This window comes from Rathayibacter sp. AY1A5 (genome assembly GCF_002930875.1).
Classification (GTDB): Bacteria; Actinomycetota; Actinomycetes; order Actinomycetales; family Microbacteriaceae; genus Rathayibacter.
The window spans coordinates 13,015-33,865 of record NZ_PSTM01000002.1 but is presented as its reverse complement, the minus strand read 5'-3'; the positions used below and the strand labels follow the sequence as shown (position 1 = coordinate 33,865).

Here is a 20,851-nt window from a genome sequence, read left to right as displayed (position 1 = left end):
GGAGAGGAGGAGGAGTGCGGGGGCTCAGCCGAGGACTCGGCCGAGGAAGTCGCGGGTCCGCGGATTCTGCGGGCGGTCGAGGACCTCGCTCGGGCTGCCCTGCTCGACGACGAGGCCGTCGTCGACGAACACCACCCGGTCGGCGACCTCGCGGGCGAAGCCGATCTCGTGGGTCACGACGATGAGGGTGCGGCCGCTCTCGGCCAGCGACCGGATGACCTGCAGCACCTCCCCGACGAGCTCGGGATCGAGAGCCGAGGTCGGCTCGTCGAAGAGGATCACCTCGGGGTCGAGCGCGAGCGCACGCGCGATGGCCACGCGCTGCTGCTGGCCGCCGGAGAGCTGCCTCGGATAGGCCGCCGCCTTGTCGGCGAGACGGACGTGCTCGAGCAGGGCGCGTGCCCGCTCGCGGGCCTCCGCGGGCGGCTGCCCCTGCGAGATCGGCGCCTCGGTGACGTTCTCGAGGATCGTCAGGTGCGGGAAGAGGTTGAAGCTCTGGAAGACGAAGCCGATCCTCGCCCTCTGGCGCAGGATCTCCTTCTCGCGCAGCTCCTTGAGCCGACCGCCGCGCAGCCGCACCCCGATCAGCTCGCCGTTCACGGAGACGAACCCCTCGTCGAGCTTCTCGAGATGGTTGATCGCCCGCAGCAGGGTCGATTTGCCCGAGCCGCTCGGACCGAGGATAACCGTGACGGTGCCCGCCTCGACGCGCAGGTCGACTCCCCGGAGCACGGTCCGGTCGCCGTAGGACTTGGTCGCGTTGTGGATCTCGATGGCGGCGGTCATCGCGCACTCCTCAGGCCGGCGAGCGAGCGCCGCACCCGCTGGAGGGGCGTGGGCGCGAGCTCCCGGTGCGCGCCGCGGGCGTAGAAGCGCTCGATGTAGAACTGCACGACCGAGATCGCCGAGGTCAGCACCAGGTACCAGATCGTCGCGACGACGAGCAGGGGGATGATGTCCGTCGGGTACGTGCTGCCGAGGTTCTGAGCGACCCCGAACAGGTCGAGCAGCGAGACGTAGAACAGCAGCGAGCTCGCCTTCAGCAGGCCGATGATCTGGTTCACGTAGGCGGGCACGATCGAGCGGAGCGCCTGCGGGAGGACGATGCGGGTGAACTGGCGGCGCTGCGGGATCCCGAGCGCCTTCGCCGCTTCGTGCTGCCCCTGATCGACCGCGAGCACCCCGGAACGGACGACCTCGGCGCTGTAGGCGATCTCGGACAGGCTCAGGCCGATCACGCCGAGGGCGAGCGGAGGCAGCAGCGACACCGTCGGCACCGACCACTGCGGACCGAAGGGGATGCCGATGCCGACGGTCGGATACAGGTTGCCGAGATTGAACAGGAAGATGAGGACGAGGATCAGCGGCACCGAGCGGAACAGCCAGATGTAGACCCAGCTGAGCGTCGACAGCACCGGATTGCCCGAGAGCCGGGCGACGGCGACGACGATGCCTCCGACGAAGCTGATCACGGCGCTGATGGCGGTGGCGAGGAGTGTCAGCTGCAGCCCCTTCAGGATCGCCGGACTGAAGAGCCAGGTCCCGACCTTCGGCCACTCCCACGACGGGTTCGTGAAGAGGGTCTGTCCGGCGTTCAGCAGGAGCACGAGGACCAGTGCGGCGACCACCCAGCGCACCGGGTGGCGCAGCGGCAGCACCGGCCGCTCGCCGAGTCGGGCGAGGTCGATGCCTCCGGGAAGGGGGCCGGACGTGTCCCGCGGTCGAGGCGGCGCGATCGTGCCGCTCATGAGGCACGCCCCGTGACGCCACCGCGCAGGCGTGCTCCGCCGTCGGGCAGGGACGCGGTGAGCTGCGCGAAGGAGTCGTCGTGCGCGGTCCGGATCCTCGCGACGTCGAGCGGCCGATCGGTGAGCGTCCGCGCATAGCCGTGCAGGACGACCACCTCCGGAGGCTGGGTCACGTCGTAGAGCGGTGTGTAGCCCGCGGTGAGGTAGAGCCGCTGCGCCTCCGGCTGGAGCGGCCCGGTCGTGAGGTAGACGGTCGAGTAGCCGAGCCGGCGGGCCTCCGCCTCGAGCTCGGCGACCACGCGCAGGGCGAGTCCCTGCCGACGGTGCGCCGAGGATGTCCAGATGCGCTTGAGCTCGGCGGTCGTGTCGTCGAATCTCTTCAGCGCGCCTCCGGCGATCGCGGTGCCGTCGCGCAGAAGCAGGACGAAGGATCCCTCCGGCGGGGCGAACACCTCGCTCGGGTAGCGCGCGAGCTCGGCCGATGCCGGCTCGCCCCAGGCGGTGCCGTAGCGGGTGTCGTACTCGCGCTCGAGCTCGTCGAGCAGGGGCCGGGCCCGCGGGTCATCGGCCCGCACATGGACGAACTCGTCGGCCGCGACGGTGTCAGACGAGGACACGAGCGGCCTCCTCGGCGGCCTGGGCGGCCGCGGCGTCGCGTCGAGCGACCTCCTCGCGCACCAGCGGTATCACGTGGCGACCGAAGTCGAGGGTGTCGTCGACGTAGTCGTAGCCGCGCGCCGAGATGATGTCGACCCCGAGATCGACGTAGTCGAGCAGCGCGGCGGCCACCGTCTCCGGCGTCCCGACGAGGGCGTTCGAGTTGCCGCGCGCTCCCGCGGCGACTCCCGCCCTGGTCCAGAGCGCGCGATCGAAACGGTCGCCTGCGGCGGCGATCGCGAGGAGGCGCTGCGAGCCGGTGTTCTCCGGCGCGGCGAGGCCTCCGGGGGCGGTCTCGCGGGTGCGCGCCTCGATGCGGCGGAGGATCCCCTCCGCCTTCTCCCAGGCCTGCTCCTCGGTGGCCCCGAGGATGGGTCGGAAGGCGACCTGGATGCGCGGCGCGACGTCGCGGCCGGCCGCCGCCGCCGCCTCCCGGATGCTGCGGATCTGCTCGGCGGTGTCCCGCAGCGGCTCGCCCCAGAGCGCGTAGACGTCGCTCTCGGCGGCACCGACGGACAGAGCGGCGGGAGAGGAGCCTCCGAACGAGATCTGCGGCCGAGGCTGCTGCACCGGCCAGACGTCGCTGACGAACCGGGAGAAGCGGTAGTGCTCCCCGACGTGATCGAACGGCTCACGGGTCGTCCAGACCTGCTTGACGATCCTGATGTACTCGGCGGTGCGCGCGTAGCGCTCGTCCTTGCTCAGGTAGTCGCCCTCCGCGGCCTGGTCCGCGTCCGACCCGCCCGTGATCACGTGGACGCTCAGGCGGCCTCCACTCAGCTGATCGAGGGTCGCGAAGGCTTTCGCCGCGACCGTGGGGTAGGAGACGTTGGGCCGGTGCGCCAGCAGCAGCTGGATGCGCTCGAGCCGCGACGCGATGAAAGCGGCGGCGACGGCGGGGTCGGGGGCTCCGGAGTGGTAGGCGAACAGGATGCGGTCCCACCCGCTGTCCTCATGAGCCGCGGCCAGACGCACCGTGTACTCCGGGTCGAAGCTCGCGCCGCTGCGTGCTCGTGTCTCGCTGCCGTCGTTGAGCGCGGCGATGCCGAGGAATTCGATGGGCACTCGAGGCTCCTGCCTGTCGGGGCGCACCGTTCTGCACGCCGTGGGGGCCGACGCTAGGGTCCGCGGCCACCCGGCTCCAACCCGCCGCTACACACTTCTTCACATCGTCACGAGTCGTCACAGAGCGGCGTCCTCACGGGGGAAGAGTCATCGTGGACGCATGTCAGCGCCATCGGACGGGACCCGCTCCCTCGTGATCGTCGGGGGAGGTCCCCGCGCGGTCGGGGTCCTCGAGCGCCTCGCCGCGAACGCCGCCGAGGACGCCCTCGGGCCGGCCGCGCTCGTCGTCCACGTCGTCGACCCGTACCCCGTCGGCCCCGGCCGGATCTGGCGCTACGAGCAGTCGCCGCTGCTGAAGCTCAACTCGCTCGCAGCCGACGTGACGATGTTCACCGACGCGAGCGCGACGATCGAGGGGCCGGTGCGCCCCGGACCCTCGCTGATCGAGTGGGCGGAGGCGGTGCGGGCCGGCCGGATCGCGCTCGCAGAGGGCGACGAAGCCGTGCGCCGCGAGCTCGACGGGCTCCGCGCCGACAGCTTCCCCACCCGCCGGCTGCAGAGCCTCTATCTGCGCTGGTTCCACCGGGAGGCGCTCGCCGCTCTCCGCCCTGACGTCGAGGTCCGCGAGCACGCGGCGCGTGTCGTCGAGGTGCTCGGCCGCGACGACGGTGCGCAGCGGGTCGTCCTCGACTCCGGCGACGTGATCGAGGCGGACCTGGTCCTGTTCTCGCTCGGGCACAGCGGCGCTCTGCCGACGGTCGACGAGACCCGGCTGGCCGGGTTCGCCGAGCGCCACGGCCTCGCCTACCTGCCGCCGTCGTTCACGGCCGACGCCGACCTCGGATCCCTCCGCGCCGGACGCGACGTGATCGTGCGCGGCTTCGGCCTGGTCGCGGTCGATCTCCTGGTGCTGCTCACCGAGGGCCGGGGCGGCCGCTTCGAACGGGACGACGCCGGCGGACTGCGCTACCACCCGTCGGGACGTGAGCCGCGCATCCTGATCGGCAGCCGCCGCGGGGTCCCCTACCACTCGAAGATCGGCTCGACGCTCCAGGGAGCCGCGCCCGAGCCCCGCTGGTTCTCGGCGTCCGTCGTCGAGGAGCTGCGCTCGCGACACCGCCCGCTCGACTTCAGCGAGGACGTCTGGCCCCTGATCGCCCAGGAGATGCTCTGGGGCTACTACCGTGAGCTCTTCACCGGGCACCCCGACCGGGTGAGCACCGACTGGACGCACTTCTCGGAGGTGTTCTCGCGGCTCGACCCGCGCGCCTCGGTCCTCGCCGGCTCCCGCGGCCCGCGACCCGAAGCGGGACAGGGGTACGCTCTCCCCGCACTCGGGGCCGACGCCGAGCGGGTCCTCGGAGATGCGCGGACCCTGACCGCGCTCGTCGCGGACACTGTGCCGGACAGCCTCGACAGGCTGCTCCTCCCCGATCTCGACCGCCCGTTCGCCGATGTGCGGTTCGCCGACGGCTCGGCGCTGCAGGAGGCGGTGCGCGCCTACATCCGGGACGACCTGGCTCTGCGCAGCCGGCAGGAGCACAGCGCCACGATGGCGCTCTTCCTCGCGCTTCTGCGCAGCCACTTCCTCGTCGCCGATCTCACCGCGTCCGCGAGGTGGACGCCCCGCTCGCGGATCGAGGATCTGCACGGATGGTGGCTCGGCTGGTTCAGCTTCCTCGCGAGCGGGCCGCCCGCGCACCGTCTCGAGGAGCTGCTCGCACTCTCGGACGCGGGCGTCGTCGACTTCCTCGGCCCGGGCATCCGTGTGGAGTCCTCCGAAGAGGAGGGCCGCTTCGTCGCGAGCGGCGGGGCGACCGATCAGGTCGTCCTCGCTGACGCTCTCGTCGACGCGCGCCTCCCCCGGACGTCCGTTGCGAGGAGTGACGACGCGCTGATGCGAGCGCTCGTCGCGTCGGGGTCGGCGGTCGAGGACCTCGTCGACGTCGGCGACACTCTCCTGTCGACCGGGAGGCTGCGCGTGCACCAGGACGACACCCTGCTGCGCTCGACGGCGGGAGGCCGCGTCGGCCGCCGGTACGCGATCGGCCCGTACACCGACTCGCCGTTCGTCGGCGCCTTCTCCCGGCCGGGCACGAACGCGGTGTCGTTCCGCGAGAACGACAAGGTCGCGCGCGCGCTGCTGCGCCGCCTCCGCGCACTCGACGACGAGGAGCTCGTCCGAGCCGGCACCCTGATCCGAGGAGCACGATGACCGCCGCCCCACCCCTCAGCCTCGCCGTCGCCCTCGAGGGCGCCGGCTGGCACCCCGCGTCCTGGCGCGAGCCTGGCGCCCGTCCCGACGCGCTCTTCACCGGCGCGTACTGGGCGGACATCGTGCAGCGGGCGGAGCGCGGCGGGATCGACTTCGTGACGATCGAGGACTCCTTCGCCCTGCAATCGGCGGACCCCTTCCTGGCCGACGACCGCACCGACGAGGTCCGCGGCCGGCTCGACGCGCTGCTGATCGCCTCCTACGTCGCCCCCCTCACGAGCCGCATCGGTCTCGTGCCCACGGTCACCGTGACGCACACGGAGCCCTTCCACGTGTCGAAGGCCGTCGCGACGCTCGACCACCTGAGCCGGGGGCGGGGCGGTTGGCAGGTCAGGGTGTCGTCACGCGTCGACGAAGCCTCGCACGTCGGACGACGAATCGCGGCGATCGTGCCGCCGGAGCCGGGCACGCCCCTTCTCGAGGACCCCGCGGTCCGCGCCGTCGTCGACGAGCTCTTCGAGGAGGCGGCCGACGCCGTCGAGGTCGCACGGAGACTCTGGGACAGCTGGGAGGACGACGCCGAGATCCGCGACGTCGCCACCGATCGCTTCCTCGACGCCGACAAGGTGCACCGCGTCGACTTCGCAGGACGCTGGTTCTCGGTGCGCGGCCCCGCGATCACTCCCCGGCCGCCGCAGGGGCAGCCCGTCGTCGCCGCGCTCGCACACGCCGACATCCCGTACCGTTTCGCCGCGCGCTCGGCCGACGTCGTGTTCGCGACGCCTCAGAACGCAGCGGACGCCGAGAGGATCCTCCAGGAGATCGCCGAGGCGGAGCGCGGGGCGGGGCGCACGGGCGAGCGCCTGCGGGTCCTCGCCGACCTCGTCGTCGTCCTCGACACCCCGGCGGAGTCCGCCGCGGCCAGACTCTCGCGCCTCGACGCTCTCGGCCGACCGCTCACCGGCGACGCCGCCGTCGCCGCCGGGTCGGCCGCGTCCGTCGCCGACCGCATCGCCGAGCTCTCACGGCTCGGCTACGACGGCGTCCGCCTCCGACCCGCGGTTCTCGCCACCGATCTGCCGCTGATCGCCGACGACCTCGTGCCCGAGCTGCGCCGACGCGGTCTGCTCGTCGGGACGGAGGAGGGCCGCACCCTCCGCTCAGCCCTGGGCCTGCCCACGTCGATCCCGAACCGCTACGCCTCCGAGGAGCAGTCATGACGCGGCGACCGAAGCAGATCGTCCTCGCCGCCTACGTGGGCGGGGTGAACGAGCACACCCTGTGGGAGCACCCCGACGCCGGCAGCCAGGTCGACTTCTCGACGTTCCGCCGCGTCGCAGAGACCGCGGAGCGCGGGCGGTTCGACTACTTCTTCCTCGCCGAGGGTCTGGCCCTGCGGGAGCGCGCGGGGCGCCCGTTCGACCATGACATCGCCGGACGACCGGACACTCTGCCGCTCCTCGCCGCGCTGGCCGCGGTCACGGAGCACATCGGCCTGGTCGGCACGCTCAACGCGACGTTCAACGAGCCCTTCGAGCTCGCCCGTCAGATCGCGACCCTCGACCACCTCTCAGGCGGACGAGCGGGGTGGAACGTGGTCACGTCCTTCGACGCCTTCACGGGCGCGAACTTCCGCCGCGGCGGCTTCCTCGACCGCGCCGACCGCTACGCCCGTGCCGAGGAGGCCGTCCGCGCGGTGACGACGCTCTGGGACACCTGGACCTCCGACGCCGTGCGAGCCGATGCCCCCTCCGGCGAGTTCCTCGCCGACTCGTCGACGGGGTCGTTCGCCGTCTCGAGCAGCCAGTTCGACGTCTCCGGCCGTTTCACCGTGCCGCGCAGCCCGCAGGGCCGCCCGGTGATCGTGCAGGCGGGCGTCTCTCCGCAGGGTCGCGACTTCGCGGCGTCGAGCGCCGACGTGATCTTCTCCCCCTACCACCGGGGACCTGAGGCGCACGAGTTCGCGCGCGACATCGCGGCCCGGGTCGCGGCGGCGGGTCGCCCGGCCGGCTCCGTGCGGATCCTCCCGTCAGCCGCCGTCGTCCTCGGCGGCACCGCTCCGGAGGCGGAGGAGAGAGCGCGGTGGATCCGCGATCAGCAACTCACACCGCGCACGATCCAGGTGCTCTTCGAGCAGGTCTGGAACCGGGACCTGTCGGGCTTCGACGTCGACGGGCCGGTACCCGATCTCGAGCCCGACCTCGAGGCGCCGCCGCTGATCGAGGGCCGCGCACTGATCCACGGTGATCGCGCGGGGACCGTGCGCGCCTGGCGTGCGCTCGCTCAGGAGCGCGACCTCACCCTCCGCGGTCTCGCCGAGACCGTCTTCGACCGCACGGAGTACGTGGGCACGGCTGAGCAGGTCGCCGACCGTCTCGACGAGTTCGTGCAGAGCGGAGGCGGCGACGGGGTCGTCCTCGGATCGCACCTGCACCCGGGTGGTCTGGACGAGTTCGTCGACCGCGTCGTGCCGCTGCTGCAGGAGCGCGGTTCGCTGCGCACCGAGTACGAGGGCACGACCCTGCGGGAGAACCTCGGCCTGGAGATCCCCGCCCGGCCGTGACCTCATCCCCTCCGCCCCCTCTCCGACCTCCGAAGGAAGACCATGACCGACGCCTACTACGACCGCGCAGCCGACCGCCGCTACACCGCCGCCTACAAGAAGGAGACCCCCGACGTCCTTGCGGCGTTCACCGCCTTCGACACCGCCGTCTTCGCTCCGCAGGGTCGCGAGATCCCGCTCAAGTACCGCGAGCTCATCGCCTACGCCGTGGGCATCAGCAAGCAGTGCGTCTACTGCATCGACGGCCACGGCCAGAACGCCGTGCGCGCCGGTGCGACCGAGACCGAGCTCGCCGAATCAGCCTGGGTCGCGGCCGCCATCGGAGCCGGAGCCGCCTTCGCGCACGGCCGACTCGGCTTCAAGCTGACCGAGGACCACCCGCACTGATCGTGTCCCCGCCCCAGTCCCTCCTACCGATCGGCCGATCATGACGAACGAACCCGCCTTCAGCATCACCCTCACCCCCTTCGACGAGGACTACTCGCCGGCCCAGAGCTCCCGGATCACCACCAACTTCGCGAATCTGGCCCGCGGCGAGCGCCGCCGGGAGAACCTCCGGACCGCGCTGCGGATGATCGACGACCGGTTGAACGATCTCGTGCCGGGCGACGATCCGAGCCGCGGCCGCTACACGGTCGGGCTCGACATCGTCTCCGTCGGGCTGCGGCTCACCGCGGACGGCGAGGACCGGGAGTTCCCCCTGCTGGAGGTCCTGCGCACCCGGATCCTCGACCGCCGCACCGGCCGATGTCAGCCGGGGACACTGGGGAACAACTTCTCCTCCTACCTCCGCGACCACGACTTCAGCGTGCGGCTGCCGGCGGTCAACGCCGCGCAGGCCGGCTTCACCGTCCCCGACGACTTCGGCGTCCTGCACGGCGCGCTCTTCCAGCACTTCCGGGACTCCGCGCAGTACGCGGAGCTCTCGTCGACGCCGCCCGTCATCTGCATCAGCGTCTCGACGAGCAGGACGTACCGGCGCACCGGGACCCTCCATCCGGTCCTCGGCGTCGAGTACCGGCAGGACGAGCTCTCGCTGACCGACCGGTACTTCTCGGAGATGGGCCTCGGGGTCCGCTTCTTCATGCCGCCCGGCAGCACGGCGCCGCTCGCGTTCTACTGCGGCGGCGACCTGCTGGAGGACTACTCGGATCTCCAGCTCATCGCCACGATCAGCACGATGGAGACGTTCCAGAGGATCTACCGGCCCGAGATCTACGGCGCGCGCTCGGCCGCCGCCGACGTCTACCGGCCGGACCTGGAGCAGCAGGACTACGTGCGGCCCGCGGTCTCCTACGACCGCGAGGAGCGCGGCCGGCTCGCGGTCGAGCAGGGGCGGTTCGCGGAGGAGCACCTCATGAAGCCGCACGGGGAGCGTCTGCGGCAGTGGGCCGCCGGGTACGCGGGAGCGGTCCGATGAGCGCGCGCGGATCCTCGACGGCCCCCCCGCTCCTGCCCACCTCGATCGCCGGCAGCCTGCCGAAGCCGTCGTGGCTCGCGCAGCCGGAGACCCTGTGGTCCCCGTGGCGGCTGACCGGCGACGCCCTGGCCGAGGGCAAGCAGGACGCCCTGCGCGCCGCTGTCCACGAGCAGCACCACCGGGGCCTGGACATCGTCAGTGACGGGGAGCAGACCCGGCAGCACTTCGTCACGACGTTCATCGAGCACCTCACGGGCGTCGACTTCGAGCGGCGCGAGACGGTGCGCATCCGCGACCGGTACGACGCGAGCGTGCCGACCGTCGTCGGCGCCGTAGGGCTCGAGAGGCCCGTGTTCGCCGACGACGCCCGGTTCCTGCGCGAGCAGACCGATCAGCCGATCAAGTGGGCGCTGCCCGGCCCGATGACGATGATCGACACCCTCTCCGACCGGCACTACGGGAGCCGCGAGAAGCTGGCGTGGGAGTTCGCGACCATCCTCAACGAGGAGGCGCGAGCCCTCCAGGACGCCGGAGTCGACATCGTCCAGTTCGACGAGCCCGCCTTCACCGTCTTCTTCGACGAGGTGCACGACTGGGGTGTGGCCGCGCTGGAGAGGGCGGCGGAGGGACTCCGCATCGAGACCGCGGTGCACATCTGCTACGGCTACGGGATCAAGGCGAACACCGACTGGAAAGCGACCCTCGGGTCGGAGTGGCGGCAGTACGAGGAGTCGTTGCCGCTCCTCCAGCAGTCCTCGCTCGACATCGTCTCGCTGGAGAGCCACCACTCCCACGTGCCGATGGAGCTGATCGAGCTCGTCCGCGGCAAGAAGGTCATGCTCGGAGCGATCGACGTGGCGAGCGGGACCGTCGAGACGCCCGAGGAGGTCGCCGACACCCTGCGCCGCGCCCTCCGGTTCGTCGACGCGGACCTGCTCCTCCCCAGCACGAACTGCGGCATGGCGCCGCTGCCCCGCGACCTCGCCTGGGGGAAGCTCAGCGCGCTGAGCGCGGGAGCGGCGATCGTCCGCGAGGAGCTCGCGCCCTGACGGGCCTTCGGGGAGACGTGTCGCGGCCGGCCCGTCTCCCCGGAGGTCCCGCCCGCCTCACCCCTCCGCTCGCGCCTCCTGCGCCGCGATGTCCTTCATCGCCAGGTCCGCCCGGCGGAACTGGTCCGTCTCCGGGAGCGCGAGGTGCAGTCCGGCGACGGTCGTGAGCGAGACCGTCACCTCGGCCACGGTCACGTCGAGGACGTGCCCGCCCTTCTCGCGGGCGTCGTCGACGTAGTGCAGGTGGTACCCGGGGACCGACACGGCCTGCTCGAACTGCGGAGTGCGGAAGCCCGCGATCGTGCCGCGGGTGTCGGCGATGCCGGTGACGCTCTGGTGGGCGGTCGCCTCGATCAGGGGCGGGTACGGCTCGGTCTGCGCGCCCACGGTCCGGGTTCGGACCTCGGTGAACCGGCCGTCGATCCGCAGGGCGACGGGGATGTTCCCGCCGTCGACCGCGTCGTCGATCAGCCGGGTGAGGCCGGCGAGACCGGTCGGCTCCTCCACCGTGAACGTCGTGGTCGCGTGGAAGGGCAGCACGGCGGCGAAGGGCGTCCGGTCGTCGCCGTCCGCGACCTGGACGGAGCCGTCGCTGCGCAGGTGGTAGCAGACGCCGTCGACGATCACCATCTCGCCGTCCAGGTGGTTGAAGGTGCCCAGCCCGAGGTCGCCGTGGGTGAGCAGCTCGCCGATCGTCAGGTCCCCGTCGTAGACCCCGGCCAGCAGCGCGGCCATGGTCGAGCTCTGGTAGATCGCGTAGTCGTCGGTCGAGTCGACCGTGTGCGTGCTCATTCGAAGGCGTCCTCGACCAGGTGGGCGGCGATGTCGACGTTGCGGCTGTAGTCCACCGCGACGTCGATGATCGAGACGCCCGGCTCGGCGAGGGAGGCGCGGAAGGCCTCCTCGAACTCGGCGAGGCCGCTCACCCGCCTGCCCGTGGCGCCGAACGCCGCCGCGAACTTCTCGATGTCGTAGTCGCCGAGCTGGACCCCGGACTTGCGGCCGTACTTCAGCAGCTGCTGGAAGCCGACCATGTCGTAGGTGTCGTCCCGCATGATCACGTGCGTGAACGAGAGGCCGAGCCGCGTCGCCGTCTCGATCTCCGTCGCGGAGAACAGGAACCCTCCGTCACCCGAGACGGAGACCACCGGGGTCCCGGGGCGCAGGAGGCTCGCCGCCATGCCCCACGGGAAGGAGACGCCGAGGGTCTGCTGCCCGTTCGAGAAGAGCAGGTGCTTGGGCTCGTACACGCGGAAGTGCCGGGCCATGAAGATGTAGTTCGAGCCGATGTCGCACGCCACGGTGGCGTCGTCCGAGAGCAGGTCGCGCATCAGGAGCACGAGGCGGGCGGGATCGACGGTCCCGGGAGCAGCCTCGGCCGTGCGCGCCGCGTCGTCGATCCGCTCCAGCTCGCTCCGGTGCCGGGCGACCCGGTCGGCCGCGTCCTCGTCGAGCTGCAGGCCGGAGACGAGCGGCGTGAGGGCCGCGACGGTCTGCGCGAGATCGCCCTTCAGCTCCAGCGCCGGCAGGTAGTGGTTGTCCAGCGGGGCGTCGACGGAGTCGATGTGGACGATCCGGCGGTCGACGTCGCTGTTCCAGATCACCGGGTCGTACTCGACGGCGTCGTAGCCGATCGCGACGACGAGATCGGACTCGGCGAGGGCGAGGTCGGCGGGCTGGTTCTTGAAGAGGCCGACGCGGCCGAGGTAGTGGTCCTCGAGCTCGCGGGAGACGAGGCCGGCCGCCTGGAACGTCTCGATCACCGGCAGCTCCGTCTCGCTGATCAGGGCCCGCAGGGCCGCGACGGTCTCCGGCTCCGACGCGCGGAGGCCCACGAGGAGGACGGGCCGCTCCGCGGTGTTGATCAGGTCGGCGGCGTGCGTGAGGTCCTCGGCGCGCGCCGGACCGCTCGTCGGCCCCGTGGCCGCCCGGGTGATGACCTGCGAGGTCGGCGCGGCCATCACGCTGGCCGACAGGACGACCGCCGCGGCGCCTCGGGGCTCGGTGACAGCGGCGCGGAAGGCGTTGCTGACCGCCTCCGAGACGTCGTCCGGATCCGTCGACTCGACCGTGTACTTCGTCACGGTGGTGAGGAAGGCGGCCGCGTCCATCGACTGGTGCGTGCGCTTGAGGCGGTCGGAGAGCTGCACGGCCCCGGCGAGCGCGACGACCGGGTCCTGCTCCGTGTTGGCCGTGAGCAGGCCGGTGGCGAGGTTGGTCGTGCCGGGGCCGGAGGTCACGAGGACGACACCCGGGCTGCCCGTGAGCCGTCCCACCGCGGCGGCCATGAAGGCGGCGTTCTGCTCGTGCCGGCAGACGATCAGCTCCGGCCCCTCGTCGGCGAGGACGTCGAAGACCGCGTCGATCTTCGCTCCCGGGATCCCGAAGACGTACTTCACGCCGTTGGCGGTCAGGGTCTCGATCACCCGCCGTGCACTGCGCGTCTCGACGTTCGGCTGCTCCATGGTCGGCTCCGCTCTCTCCTCGGTTGTACCGACGAGCGTAGGAACGGGGGCACCCGGAGCGACCCGGTCAGATGACTCGTTCCCACCGGTGCATCTCCGGCGGCGTACCGATCGCAGTGACGGAGCGCTCGGGCGGGACACGCTCGGCTCCCCCGCCGACGGTCTGCTCCGAGAGTCGTCCGACGCTCGCCGCGACGTCCCCGGTCGTGATGGACTTGCCCGCATGATGATCTCTCCGCGCGAGTCCGCGCACGACACGAAGGCAGGCGTCTGATGGCCGAGGAGCGCGCGATCCTCGCGGGCGGATGCTTCTGGGGGCTCCAGGAGCTCATCCGCGACATGCCGGGCGTCTTCAGCACCCGCGCCGGGTACGCGGGCGGCAGCACGCCGAACGCGACCTACCGCCACCACGGCGACCACGCGGAGGCGGTCGAGATCGAGTTCGATCCCGAGCAGCTCTCCTACCGCGACCTGCTCGAGTTCTTCTTCCAGGTGCACGACCCGACGACGAAGAACCGTCAGGGCAACGACATCGGCACGGCCTACCGCTCCGTCATCCTCTTCCTCACGCCTGAGCAGGAGAGGGTCGCGCGCCAGACGATCACCGAGATCGACGCGTCGGGCCGCTGGCCCGGACCGGTCGTCACCGAGGTCGAGCCCGCCGGCGAGTTCTGGGACGCCGAGGAGGAGCACCAGGACTACCTGCGCAAGCACCCCGGTGGCTACACCTGCCACTGGGTCCGGCCGAAGTGGGCGCTCGACGCCTGATTCCGGTCACGCGGGACGCGGGGCCCCGGGCTCCGCTCCCGCGGGCACGGCTCGCGCGCGGTGCGCGAAGAGAAGCACGACGGCGAGCGCCGAGAGCACCAGGGCCGGCGTCGGGGCCCAGGCCGGGGCGAGCGTCACGGTCGCCGCTCCGACGACCGCCCCGCCCGCGAGGCTCGCGACGATGAGCGCCTGGAGGGTCCTCGATCCGGACGAGCGCTCGGCGAGCTCCTGCATCAGGCTCGTGAGCGTGCCCGTGACGAACGTGGTCGTCAGGCCGGCGGCGCCGGAGATCCGCTTCGCGAGCACGGTCTGCAGCCCCAGCGCCGCCGCGCTGGTCGCGATGAACGCGCAGTCCACGAGCAGCGACGTGCCGCCCTGCACCGTCGGCCAGGCGACCGCGACGGCGAGCTGCAGGACGACCCCCACGAGCGCGATCGAGCGGAGCGGACGTCTCCCGTCGCCGGTCGACGGCGTGCGCGCCCGGGTCGTTCGAAACCCGGCGTAGACCGCTCCGGCGAAGAAGACGATCGCCGTGACCGCTCCGGCCGCGGTCGCCAGCCAGGCGGAGCGGGGGTACAGCCCCAGCAGCACCAGGTTGCCCGTCATGTTCGCGGTGAAGATGCCGCCGAGCAGGAGGAACGCGAACGCGTCGGTCGCGCCCGAGGCGATGGCCAGCAGCACCAGGGCGAGCCTGAGGCGCGCGGGGCCGGTCACCGCCGTCACGCGCGGCCCTCACCCATGGAGCTGCCGCCAGGTGACGATCTGCTCGCCGCGGAGCTCGTAGCTCCCGAAGCAGCGGAGCCAGTGGCCCTCCCCCGTGTCCGAGCGGAGGTGCAGGGCGTGCTCGGTGAGGACGACGCTGCCGGCGACGGCGATCGTGACGAGGGCGATCCGGATCTCGGTGAACGCCCGGTGGACCTCGTCGCACATCTCGAGGACCCGCGCCCGCCCCGCGATCTCCTGCGAACTCGACGCGCTGTAGACGACCTCCGGATGCAGGAACGGGATGAGCTGGCGGCTGTCGCGAGCGCTCCACACCTCGAGGAAGTCGCGCACGACCAGCTCGTTCTCGATCATCGCGACGCCCCGCACCGACGCGTCCTGCCAGCTCTCGGCCATGGGTCCTCCCGCCGTCCCCGCACCGACACCCGTCGATGGCGACGAGCCTGCCCGAGAGCGCCCCGGGCGCCTACGCGTCGGATGACCCGATCTCCCCGCCGGCGGGCTCACCGCGCGTGGGCCGTCGCCAGCTCGCCCCAGTGCGTCGTCGCCCGGAGCGAGAGGGCGTCGCGCTTCATCGTCCACACCGGCCCCGTGCGGATGCCCGCCAGCCCGAGGCCGACCGCGGACCGGCCGTGGCGCTTCGTCACGGCGTCGATGGTGGCGCCGAGGCCCTTCGTGTCGAAGGCGGTGTCGAAGATCTCGAGCAGCGCGTGGGAGTTCCGAGGCGACAGGTTCGTGAGGATGACGCCGGCCCGCACGTAGCGCGCGCCCTCCCGCAGCCGCGGGCGCAGGGTGCCGATCGCGGCCCTCACCATCGCCACCGGGTCGTCCGTGGGGACGGGGAAGCCGGCCAGGCCGCCGGCGGACTCGTACGGCGCGTCCGCGAACGGCGACGTCGACGCGAACACGCTCATCGTCCTGGTGACCGACTCCTGAGCGCGGAGGCGGTGGGCGGCGCGCTGCGCGTAGACGGAGAGCACCTGCTCCATGCCCGCGATCGTCGTCACGGGAGTGGCGAACGACCGGGAGAAGATCAGCTGGTCGCGGACGGTGCGAGCGGCCTCGAGGGGGATGCAGTCGACGCCGCGCAGCTCGTAGACGGAGCGCTGCAGGACGACCGAGAACTTCTTGCGGATCAGCGCGGGGTCCGCGTCGCGGAGGTCGCGGACGGTGTGGATGGACAGCTCCGCGAGGCGCTTCCCTGTGCGGCCGGCGACGCCCCACAGCTCGGTGACGTGCTGGGAGGCCATGAGCGCGTCGAGCTGCTCGGGCGTGTACCAGTCGGTGTCGCAGACGCCCCCCAGGCGCGGGTGCTTCTTCGCTCCGCCCTTGTTGACGAACTTCGCGAGCGTCTTGCTCGGCCCGAATCCGACGCAGACGGGCAGGCCGACGTTCTTCGCGACGGCCGCCCGCATCGCCCGGCCGATCTTCGCCCGCTCCGCCACGTCGCCGTCGACGCCGAGGAAGGACTCGTCGATCGAGTACACCTCCTGCCAGGCGGAGTAGCGGCCCAGCAGCTCCATCACGCGCGCGGACAGCTCGCCGTACAGCTCGTAGTTGCTCGATCGGGCGATCACCTCCGGGAGGCAACCGGAGCGGATGAGCGGCTCGATCTGGAACCAGGGCGTGCCGTTCTCGATCCCGAGCCTCTTCACCTCGTCGGAGCGCGCCACCACGCAGCCGTCGTTGTTCGAGAGGACGACGATCGGGCGGCCCGCGAGCCTCGGATCGAACAGCCGCTCGCAGGAGACGTAGAACGAGTTCACGTCGACCAGGGCGATGCGCCGCTCAGAGCGCACGGTGCAGCCGGTGGAGGCAGACGGTGACGACGCCCCACACCTGGAGGTCGCTCAGCTCGGCGACGTGGATCGGCGGGTACTCCGGGTTCTCGGCCCGCAGCACCACTCGCCCGGGGTGCAGCTCGAGGCGCTTCACGGTCAGCTCGCCGTCGAGGATCGCGATGACCACGCTCCCGTGCGTCGGCGTGATCGACCGGTCGACCACGAGTTCGTCGCCGTCGCTGATGCCCGCGCCGACCATGCTCTCGCCCGAGACGCGGACGATGAACGTCGACGTCCTGTCGCGGATCAGGTGGTCGTTGAGGTCGAGGGACCCGTCGAAGTAGTCCTGCGCCGGCGACGGGAATCCGGCCGCCACCGCCTCGCTGGTGACGAGGAACATGACGGCGACGGCGTCCGAGGCCGGGGTCGCGATGCGCTCCACGACGGTCACGCTCATGGTCGGCCCCCTCCTCGTCTCATCGAACGTGTGTTCGAACGCGTCCGAGTGTAGGTCGGGGGCACCGACATTCGGGAGGCGCTCGGCGCCGTCCTGGACCGCTCGCGGGGACGATCACCGGGGACGCCGCTGGGCGCCCGGAGGAGTGGCGCGTCGGCCGACGCGAGTCCAGCCTCCCTGGAGCCTTCTCCGGCACGATCCGACCTCATCCCCTCGGAAGGAGCTCCTCTCATGCGCGCATCCCGTCCTCTTCCCGGCGACCCCTGGCCGTCGGAGATGGTCATCACGGTCGAGGACAACCCCGCGGCGCTGCTCGAGCTCCTCTGGATCCGCGAAGCGTGGGGCTTCACTCCGGCGGGCGACGGGCCGCCGCCGCTCGAGCGGTCCCCGGAACGGGTCGGGTCGGCGGAGCCCGGCGCCGACGAGCAGCGCGCCTGGCCTCAGCTGTGGCAGGACTGCGTCGAGCATCTGGCGGTCGAGACCGGCCCGCTCCTCCGGCAGCTCTCCAGCACCGCCGACGGATCGCTCGAGCGCGCACGCCTCCTCGACCTCGCTCGCGGCCCCGGCTGGCGCGAGCGCTTCGGCGACGACTCCCTCGGAGCTCCGTTCCGCGCCTGGCACGACGAGCTGCGGTCCGCCCGGATGGACGCGCGGGACGTCCCGCTGGACGCCGCCCCGGAGCGGCGCTGCCTCGGCTCCCTCGTCCCCGCCTGGGAGGCCGGACTGAGGACGGTGGTCACCCTCCCCTGCCGCGGCGAGTACACGCGCGCCGTCTCCGGCTCGGTGCTGCTCCTGACCGACAGCGACCACCGGGACCCGGACCGCTACGCGGCCGCGCTCCGCCGGTTCGCCGACGGCTCTCTGGAGTGACGGGGCACGGATCTCCGGATCGGATGAACGCTCGCGCGCTCCGGACGGTATCCCCCTCCGAGCCGCCGATCTCCGGCGACCGCAAGTCTCGAGGAGTGCACGATGACCAGGAACATCAGAGTCGGTATCGCAGCTGTCGCCGTCGCGGGCGTGATGGCGGTGGCACCCGTGCTCGCCGGTGCGAGCAGCGTCGCTCCGGCCGCGGCGACCAGCGACTCCAGCAGCGCGTCGGACAGGAACCTGATCAACGCGGTCCGCTCCGTGGCGGCGAAGCTGCGGGTCGTCGGACTCTCCGACGGCGGCACGAAGCTCGTGCAGTTCAACCCGACCAAGCCCGGCAAGGTCACGAACCGCGTCGCCGTCAGCGGCCTGACCGGCGGCGACACCGCGCTCATCGGCATCGACTACCGCGTCCAGGACGGCGCCCTCTACGGCGTCGGCGACAACGCGGCGAGCGCCGGCGTCTACTCCATCAACCCGTCCACCGGCGCGGCCACCCAGGTGACCCGTCTCACCGTGGCGCTGAGCGGCACCTCCTTCGGCGTCGACTTCAACCCCGCCGCCAACGCGCTCCGCGTGGTCAGCGACACGGGCCAGAACCTCCGTCAGCCGTTCGCCACCGCGGGCGCCGCGACGGTCGCCGACGGCACGCTCAGCTACGCCGCGCCCGCCGTGGCCACCGGTGTCGCCGGGGCCGCGTACACGAACAACGACCTCGACGCGAACAGCGCGACCACCCTGTTCGTCCTCGACACGGCCCTCGACCAGATCGCCATCCAGTCCCCGGCCAACGCCGGCACCCTGGCGCCGACCGGGAAGCTCGGCCTCGACGCAGCGGGTGCGACCGGCTTCGACATCTACTCCGTCCTCCGCAACGGCAGCTCCATCGGCTCGGTCGGCCTCGCCGCCGTCAACGGGTCGCTCTACGAGATCGGACTGCTGAACGGCACGGCGACTCCGCTCGGCGCCATCGGCGCGGACGTCACGGACATCGCCGTCCCGCTCGTCCAGCGCTGACCCGAAAGGCTCCGGCGACCGCGCCCCTGCCGACCGACGCTCCCGGTGAGCGCCGGTCGGCAGGACGCCGGTCGGCAGGACGCTCCGGCGGGCCGCCGGGGCCGAGAGCCCTCGTCGGAAAGTTCACTCAGCTATGCATCACCGTTCACCCACCGATGCGGCGATGAGGAGTGAGATGAGCGTGCCCCTTTCCGGGGTCTCACCTCTCAAGGAGTCCACGACGTGACACGACTGTTCCGCTCCGCGAACCGCGGACGCTCCGCTCTGGCCCTCTCGGCCGCTGCTCTGGTCTGCGCCGCCGCCCTGGCCGCACCCGGCGCCGCCACTGCTGTCGGTGCCGCCGACCTCTCCGCCACCGGCGGAGCCGCCCGCATCTCCCCGGTCGACGCCGACCTCTCCGACTCGCTGCGCGCGGCGGTGAAGGAGCAGGACGCGAAGAACGTCATCCTCCTCATCGGGGACGGCATGGGCGATTCGGAGATCACCGTCGCTCGCAACTACCAGTACGGAGCGGCCGGCCGCTTCCCCGGGATCGACGCCCTGCCGATCACCGGCCAGTACACGACCTACTCGCTCTACCGCGCGGACGACCCGGCGGCGGGCGCCGTCAAGGGCGCCCCGGACTACGTGCCCGACTCCGCCGCCACCGGCAGCGCCTGGGCCACCGGCACCAAGACCTACGACAACGCCATCTCGGTCGACATCGACCAGCAGCGCAAGGACACCCTCCTCGAGATCGCGAAGGCGAACGGCCTGAAGACCGGCAACGTCACCACCGCCGAGATCCAGGACGCCACCCCGGCCGTGCAGGCCGCCCACGTCGACGCCCGCAGCTGCTACGGACCCGACAGCGCGAGCTGCGGCGACGACGCGCTGGAGAACGGCGGACTCGGCTCGATCAGCGAGCAGATCCTCGACACCCGCGCCGACCTGACCCTCGGCGGAGGCTCGGCCAGCTTCGCGCAGGTCGCCCGCGCCGGCGACTGGAGCGGCGAGCCGCTGTTCCAGCAGGCCGCGGAGCGCGGCTTCCAGGTGCTCGGGGACGCCACGACTCCCGCCACCGCCGCGCAGCTCGACGCGCTGACCGTCGCCGACCAGGACGCGCCCGTGCTCGGACTGTTCAACTCCGGCAACCTGCCCGTCCGCTACGCGCCCACCCCGGCGACGGTCGGCGGAGCGGACGCCGCCCCGCAGACCTGCGCCGCGAACCCCGACCGTCCGGCCGAGCAGCCGACGCTCCGCTCCATGACCGAGAAGGCGATCGACCTCCTCGACACGGGCGACAAGGGCTTCTTCCTCCAGGTCGAGGGCGCGAGCATCGACAAGCAGGACCACGCCGCGAACGCGTGCGGCCAGATCGGCGAGACCGTCGACCTCGACGAGGCCGTCCAGGCCGCGCTCGCGTTCGCCGAGGCGGACGGGAACACCCTCGTCATCGTCACCGCCGACCACGCCCACTCCAGCCAGATCGTCGACTCGACCCCGCCGACCTCGCTCAGCACCGCGCTGAAGACCGCCGACGGCAGCACCATGAAGGTGTCGTACGGCACCGCCGCCGAGGGCGGATCGCAGCAGCACACCGGAACGCAGCTGCGCATCGCCGCCTACGGGCCGGGCGCGGCGAACGTCGCCGGGCTCACCGACCAGACCGACACGTTCTTCACCATCACGAACGCGCTCGGAGTGGACCGCGACATCCGCTCGATGAGCTTCGGAGCCACCGCCGAGCTCTCCGGCTCGTCGTTCGCCCCCGGAGCCGACGTCACCCTCACCGCGAAGGGCTTCAACGGGGACACGCAGCTGATCGGCTCCGCGCCCCTCTTCACGGACCGCACCGCGACCCGCGACCTCGCCGGCGGCGGCCTCACCGTCACGGCGAAGGCGCCCACCACGCCCGGCGACTACAGCGTCACGGTGACCGGCGACCAGACCGGCAAGGCGATCACCCTGCCGTTCACCGTCACCGAGCGCCCGAAGTCGAGCACCCCCATCACCGACAAGGTCAAGGACCTCGGCGGGAAGCTGATCGACAAGATCCGCCAGCACTGAGCAC

General features: G+C 71.9%; 20 protein-coding genes. 10 read left to right on the top strand and 10 right to left on the bottom strand.

The genetic code is table 11. The annotated features are described in order from the left end of the window. Nucleotides 1-24 precede the first annotated feature (24 nt). From C5B98_RS01435 to C5B98_RS01420, 4 genes are read right to left on the bottom strand one after another with little or no spacing between them, the layout of a single operon-like run. Nucleotides 25-786 (bottom strand): amino acid ABC transporter ATP-binding protein, encoded by a 762-nt coding sequence (locus C5B98_RS01435; RefSeq protein ID WP_104223287.1) that lies wholly within the window; start codon nt 784-786, stop codon nt 25-27. Beyond that, nucleotides 783-1,748 (bottom strand): amino acid ABC transporter permease, encoded by a 966-nt coding sequence (locus tag C5B98_RS01430; RefSeq protein ID WP_104233982.1) that lies wholly within the window; start codon nt 1,746-1,748, stop codon nt 783-785. Before C5B98_RS01430 ends, C5B98_RS01435 begins: the two co-directional genes overlap by 4 nt. Then, nucleotides 1,745-2,365: a GNAT family N-acetyltransferase gene (locus C5B98_RS01425; protein ID WP_219812286.1), complete on the bottom strand. Its 621-nt coding sequence runs from the start codon at nt 2,363-2,365 to the stop codon at nt 1,745-1,747. The genes C5B98_RS01430 and C5B98_RS01425 overlap by 4 nt, the downstream gene beginning before the upstream one ends. Continuing rightward, entirely contained in the window at nt 2,352-3,470 is a 1,119-nt protein-coding gene (locus tag C5B98_RS01420) for an LLM class flavin-dependent oxidoreductase (protein WP_104223289.1), read from the bottom strand. The genes C5B98_RS01425 and C5B98_RS01420 overlap by 14 nt, the downstream gene beginning before the upstream one ends. Before the next feature lie 160 nt (nt 3,471-3,630). Here C5B98_RS01420 and C5B98_RS01415 point away from each other — a divergent pair, with 160 nt between their 5' ends. From C5B98_RS01415 to C5B98_RS01390, 6 genes are read left to right on the top strand one after another with little or no spacing between them, the layout of a single operon-like run. Further along, nucleotides 3,631-5,685: an FAD/NAD(P)-binding domain-containing protein gene (locus C5B98_RS01415; RefSeq protein ID WP_104327186.1), complete on the top strand. Its 2,055-nt coding sequence runs from the start codon at nt 3,631-3,633 to the stop codon at nt 5,683-5,685. Then, nucleotides 5,682-6,905, top strand: a complete 1,224-nt coding sequence (locus tag C5B98_RS01410; protein WP_104327185.1) for an LLM class flavin-dependent oxidoreductase — start codon at nt 5,682-5,684, stop codon at nt 6,903-6,905. Before C5B98_RS01415 ends, C5B98_RS01410 begins: the two co-directional genes overlap by 4 nt. Further along, nucleotides 6,902-8,248 carry an NtaA/DmoA family FMN-dependent monooxygenase gene (locus C5B98_RS01405; RefSeq protein WP_104327184.1) on the top strand — a complete coding sequence of 449 codons (1,347 nt, stop codon included), beginning with the start codon at nt 6,902-6,904 and terminating at the stop codon, nt 8,246-8,248. The genes C5B98_RS01410 and C5B98_RS01405 overlap by 4 nt, the downstream gene beginning before the upstream one ends. Nucleotides 8,249-8,290: 42 nt before the next feature. Next, entirely contained in the window at nt 8,291-8,635 is a 345-nt protein-coding gene (locus C5B98_RS01400) for a carboxymuconolactone decarboxylase family protein (protein ID WP_104223293.1), read from the top strand. Nucleotides 8,636-8,675: 40 nt separating this feature from the next. Beyond that, nucleotides 8,676-9,668 carry a putative oxygenase MesX gene (locus C5B98_RS01395; protein ID WP_104327183.1) on the top strand — a complete coding sequence of 331 codons (993 nt, stop codon included), beginning with the start codon at nt 8,676-8,678 and terminating at the stop codon, nt 9,666-9,668. Then, nucleotides 9,665-10,717, top strand: a complete 1,053-nt coding sequence (locus C5B98_RS01390) for a methionine synthase (protein WP_104317875.1) — start codon at nt 9,665-9,667, stop codon at nt 10,715-10,717. The genes C5B98_RS01395 and C5B98_RS01390 overlap by 4 nt, the downstream gene beginning before the upstream one ends. Before the next feature lie 57 nt (nt 10,718-10,774). Here C5B98_RS01390 and budA read toward each other — a convergent pair whose 3' ends face one another. After that, nucleotides 10,775-11,509, bottom strand: coding sequence for an acetolactate decarboxylase (gene budA / locus C5B98_RS01385; RefSeq protein WP_104226545.1), 735 nt, complete (start codon nt 11,507-11,509; stop codon nt 10,775-10,777). Beyond that, the gene (gene alsS, locus C5B98_RS01380; RefSeq protein ID WP_104255917.1) at nt 11,506-13,182 is read right to left on the bottom strand and encodes an acetolactate synthase AlsS; all 1,677 of its coding nucleotides are present in this window, start codon (nt 13,180-13,182) and stop codon (nt 11,506-11,508) included. The genes budA and alsS overlap by 4 nt, the downstream gene beginning before the upstream one ends. A 273-nt stretch (nt 13,183-13,455) precedes the next feature. Between alsS and msrA the strand changes: the two genes are divergently transcribed. Continuing rightward, on the top strand, nt 13,456-13,950 hold the full coding sequence (gene msrA / locus C5B98_RS01375; protein WP_104317869.1) for a peptide-methionine (S)-S-oxide reductase MsrA: 495 nt from the start codon (nt 13,456-13,458) through the stop codon (nt 13,948-13,950). 6 nt (nt 13,951-13,956) lie between these two features. Here the strand turns inward: msrA and C5B98_RS01370 are convergent, their stop codons facing one another. From C5B98_RS01370 to C5B98_RS01355, 4 genes are all read right to left on the bottom strand, one after another. Continuing rightward, nucleotides 13,957-14,673 carry a YoaK family protein gene (locus C5B98_RS01370; protein ID WP_104317870.1) on the bottom strand — a complete coding sequence of 239 codons (717 nt, stop codon included), beginning with the start codon at nt 14,671-14,673 and terminating at the stop codon, nt 13,957-13,959. Between the two features lie 9 nt (nt 14,674-14,682). Next, nucleotides 14,683-15,069 (bottom strand): nuclear transport factor 2 family protein, encoded by a 387-nt coding sequence (locus C5B98_RS01365; protein WP_104247117.1) that lies wholly within the window; start codon nt 15,067-15,069, stop codon nt 14,683-14,685. 107 nt (nt 15,070-15,176) lie between these two features. Beyond that, nucleotides 15,177-16,472, bottom strand: coding sequence for a Y-family DNA polymerase (locus C5B98_RS01360; RefSeq protein WP_104327182.1), 1,296 nt, complete (start codon nt 16,470-16,472; stop codon nt 15,177-15,179). Then, nucleotides 16,462-16,854, bottom strand: a complete 393-nt coding sequence (locus tag C5B98_RS01355) for a LexA family transcriptional regulator (protein WP_258063416.1) — start codon at nt 16,852-16,854, stop codon at nt 16,462-16,464. The genes C5B98_RS01360 and C5B98_RS01355 overlap by 11 nt, the downstream gene beginning before the upstream one ends. A 288-nt stretch (nt 16,855-17,142) precedes the next feature. On the opposite strand from C5B98_RS01355, the gene C5B98_RS01350 reads away from it, so the two are divergent. From C5B98_RS01350 to phoA, 3 genes are all read left to right on the top strand, one after another. Beyond that, a complete protein-coding gene (locus tag C5B98_RS01350) occupies nt 17,143-17,781 on the top strand; it encodes a hypothetical protein (RefSeq protein ID WP_104327180.1) in 639 nt (212 codons plus the stop codon). Nucleotides 17,782-17,883: 102 nt separating this feature from the next. Next, nucleotides 17,884-18,798, top strand: a complete 915-nt coding sequence (locus tag C5B98_RS01345; protein ID WP_219813767.1) for a DUF4394 domain-containing protein — start codon at nt 17,884-17,886, stop codon at nt 18,796-18,798. 222 nt (nt 18,799-19,020) lie between these two features. Next, nucleotides 19,021-20,847 (top strand): alkaline phosphatase, encoded by a 1,827-nt coding sequence (gene phoA, locus C5B98_RS01340; protein WP_308471262.1) that lies wholly within the window; start codon nt 19,021-19,023, stop codon nt 20,845-20,847. Nucleotides 20,848-20,851 lie beyond the last annotated feature (4 nt).

What these genes read in the sequence shown, in the direction of transcription:
- C5B98_RS01435 (WP_104223287.1), bottom strand. Translation starts at nt 786, where the DNA reads ATGACCGCCGCCATCGAGATCCACAACGCGACCAAGTCCTACGGCGAC.
- C5B98_RS01430 (WP_104233982.1), bottom strand. Translation starts at nt 1,748, where the DNA reads ATGAGCGGCACGATCGCGCCGCCTCGACCGCGGGACACGTCCGGCCCC.
- C5B98_RS01415 (WP_104327186.1), top strand. Translation starts at nt 3,631, where the DNA reads ATGTCAGCGCCATCGGACGGGACCCGCTCCCTCGTGATCGTCGGGGGA.
- C5B98_RS01410 (WP_104327185.1), top strand. Translation starts at nt 5,682, where the DNA reads ATGACCGCCGCCCCACCCCTCAGCCTCGCCGTCGCCCTCGAGGGCGCC.
- C5B98_RS01405 (WP_104327184.1), top strand. Translation starts at nt 6,902, where the DNA reads ATGACGCGGCGACCGAAGCAGATCGTCCTCGCCGCCTACGTGGGCGGG.
- C5B98_RS01400 (WP_104223293.1), top strand. Translation starts at nt 8,291, where the DNA reads ATGACCGACGCCTACTACGACCGCGCAGCCGACCGCCGCTACACCGCC.
- C5B98_RS01395 (WP_104327183.1), top strand. Translation starts at nt 8,676, where the DNA reads ATGACGAACGAACCCGCCTTCAGCATCACCCTCACCCCCTTCGACGAG.
- C5B98_RS01390 (WP_104317875.1), top strand. Translation starts at nt 9,665, where the DNA reads ATGAGCGCGCGCGGATCCTCGACGGCCCCCCCGCTCCTGCCCACCTCG.
- budA (WP_104226545.1), bottom strand. Translation starts at nt 11,509, where the DNA reads ATGAGCACGCACACGGTCGACTCGACCGACGACTACGCGATCTACCAG.
- alsS (WP_104255917.1), bottom strand. Translation starts at nt 13,182, where the DNA reads ATGGAGCAGCCGAACGTCGAGACGCGCAGTGCACGGCGGGTGATCGAG.
- msrA (WP_104317869.1), top strand. Translation starts at nt 13,456, where the DNA reads ATGGCCGAGGAGCGCGCGATCCTCGCGGGCGGATGCTTCTGGGGGCTC.
- C5B98_RS01365 (WP_104247117.1), bottom strand. Translation starts at nt 15,069, where the DNA reads ATGGCCGAGAGCTGGCAGGACGCGTCGGTGCGGGGCGTCGCGATGATC.
- C5B98_RS01355 (WP_258063416.1), bottom strand. Translation starts at nt 16,854, where the DNA reads ATGTTCCTCGTCACCAGCGAGGCGGTGGCGGCCGGATTCCCGTCGCCG.
- C5B98_RS01350 (WP_104327180.1), top strand. Translation starts at nt 17,143, where the DNA reads ATGCGCGCATCCCGTCCTCTTCCCGGCGACCCCTGGCCGTCGGAGATG.
- C5B98_RS01345 (WP_219813767.1), top strand. Translation starts at nt 17,884, where the DNA reads ATGACCAGGAACATCAGAGTCGGTATCGCAGCTGTCGCCGTCGCGGGC.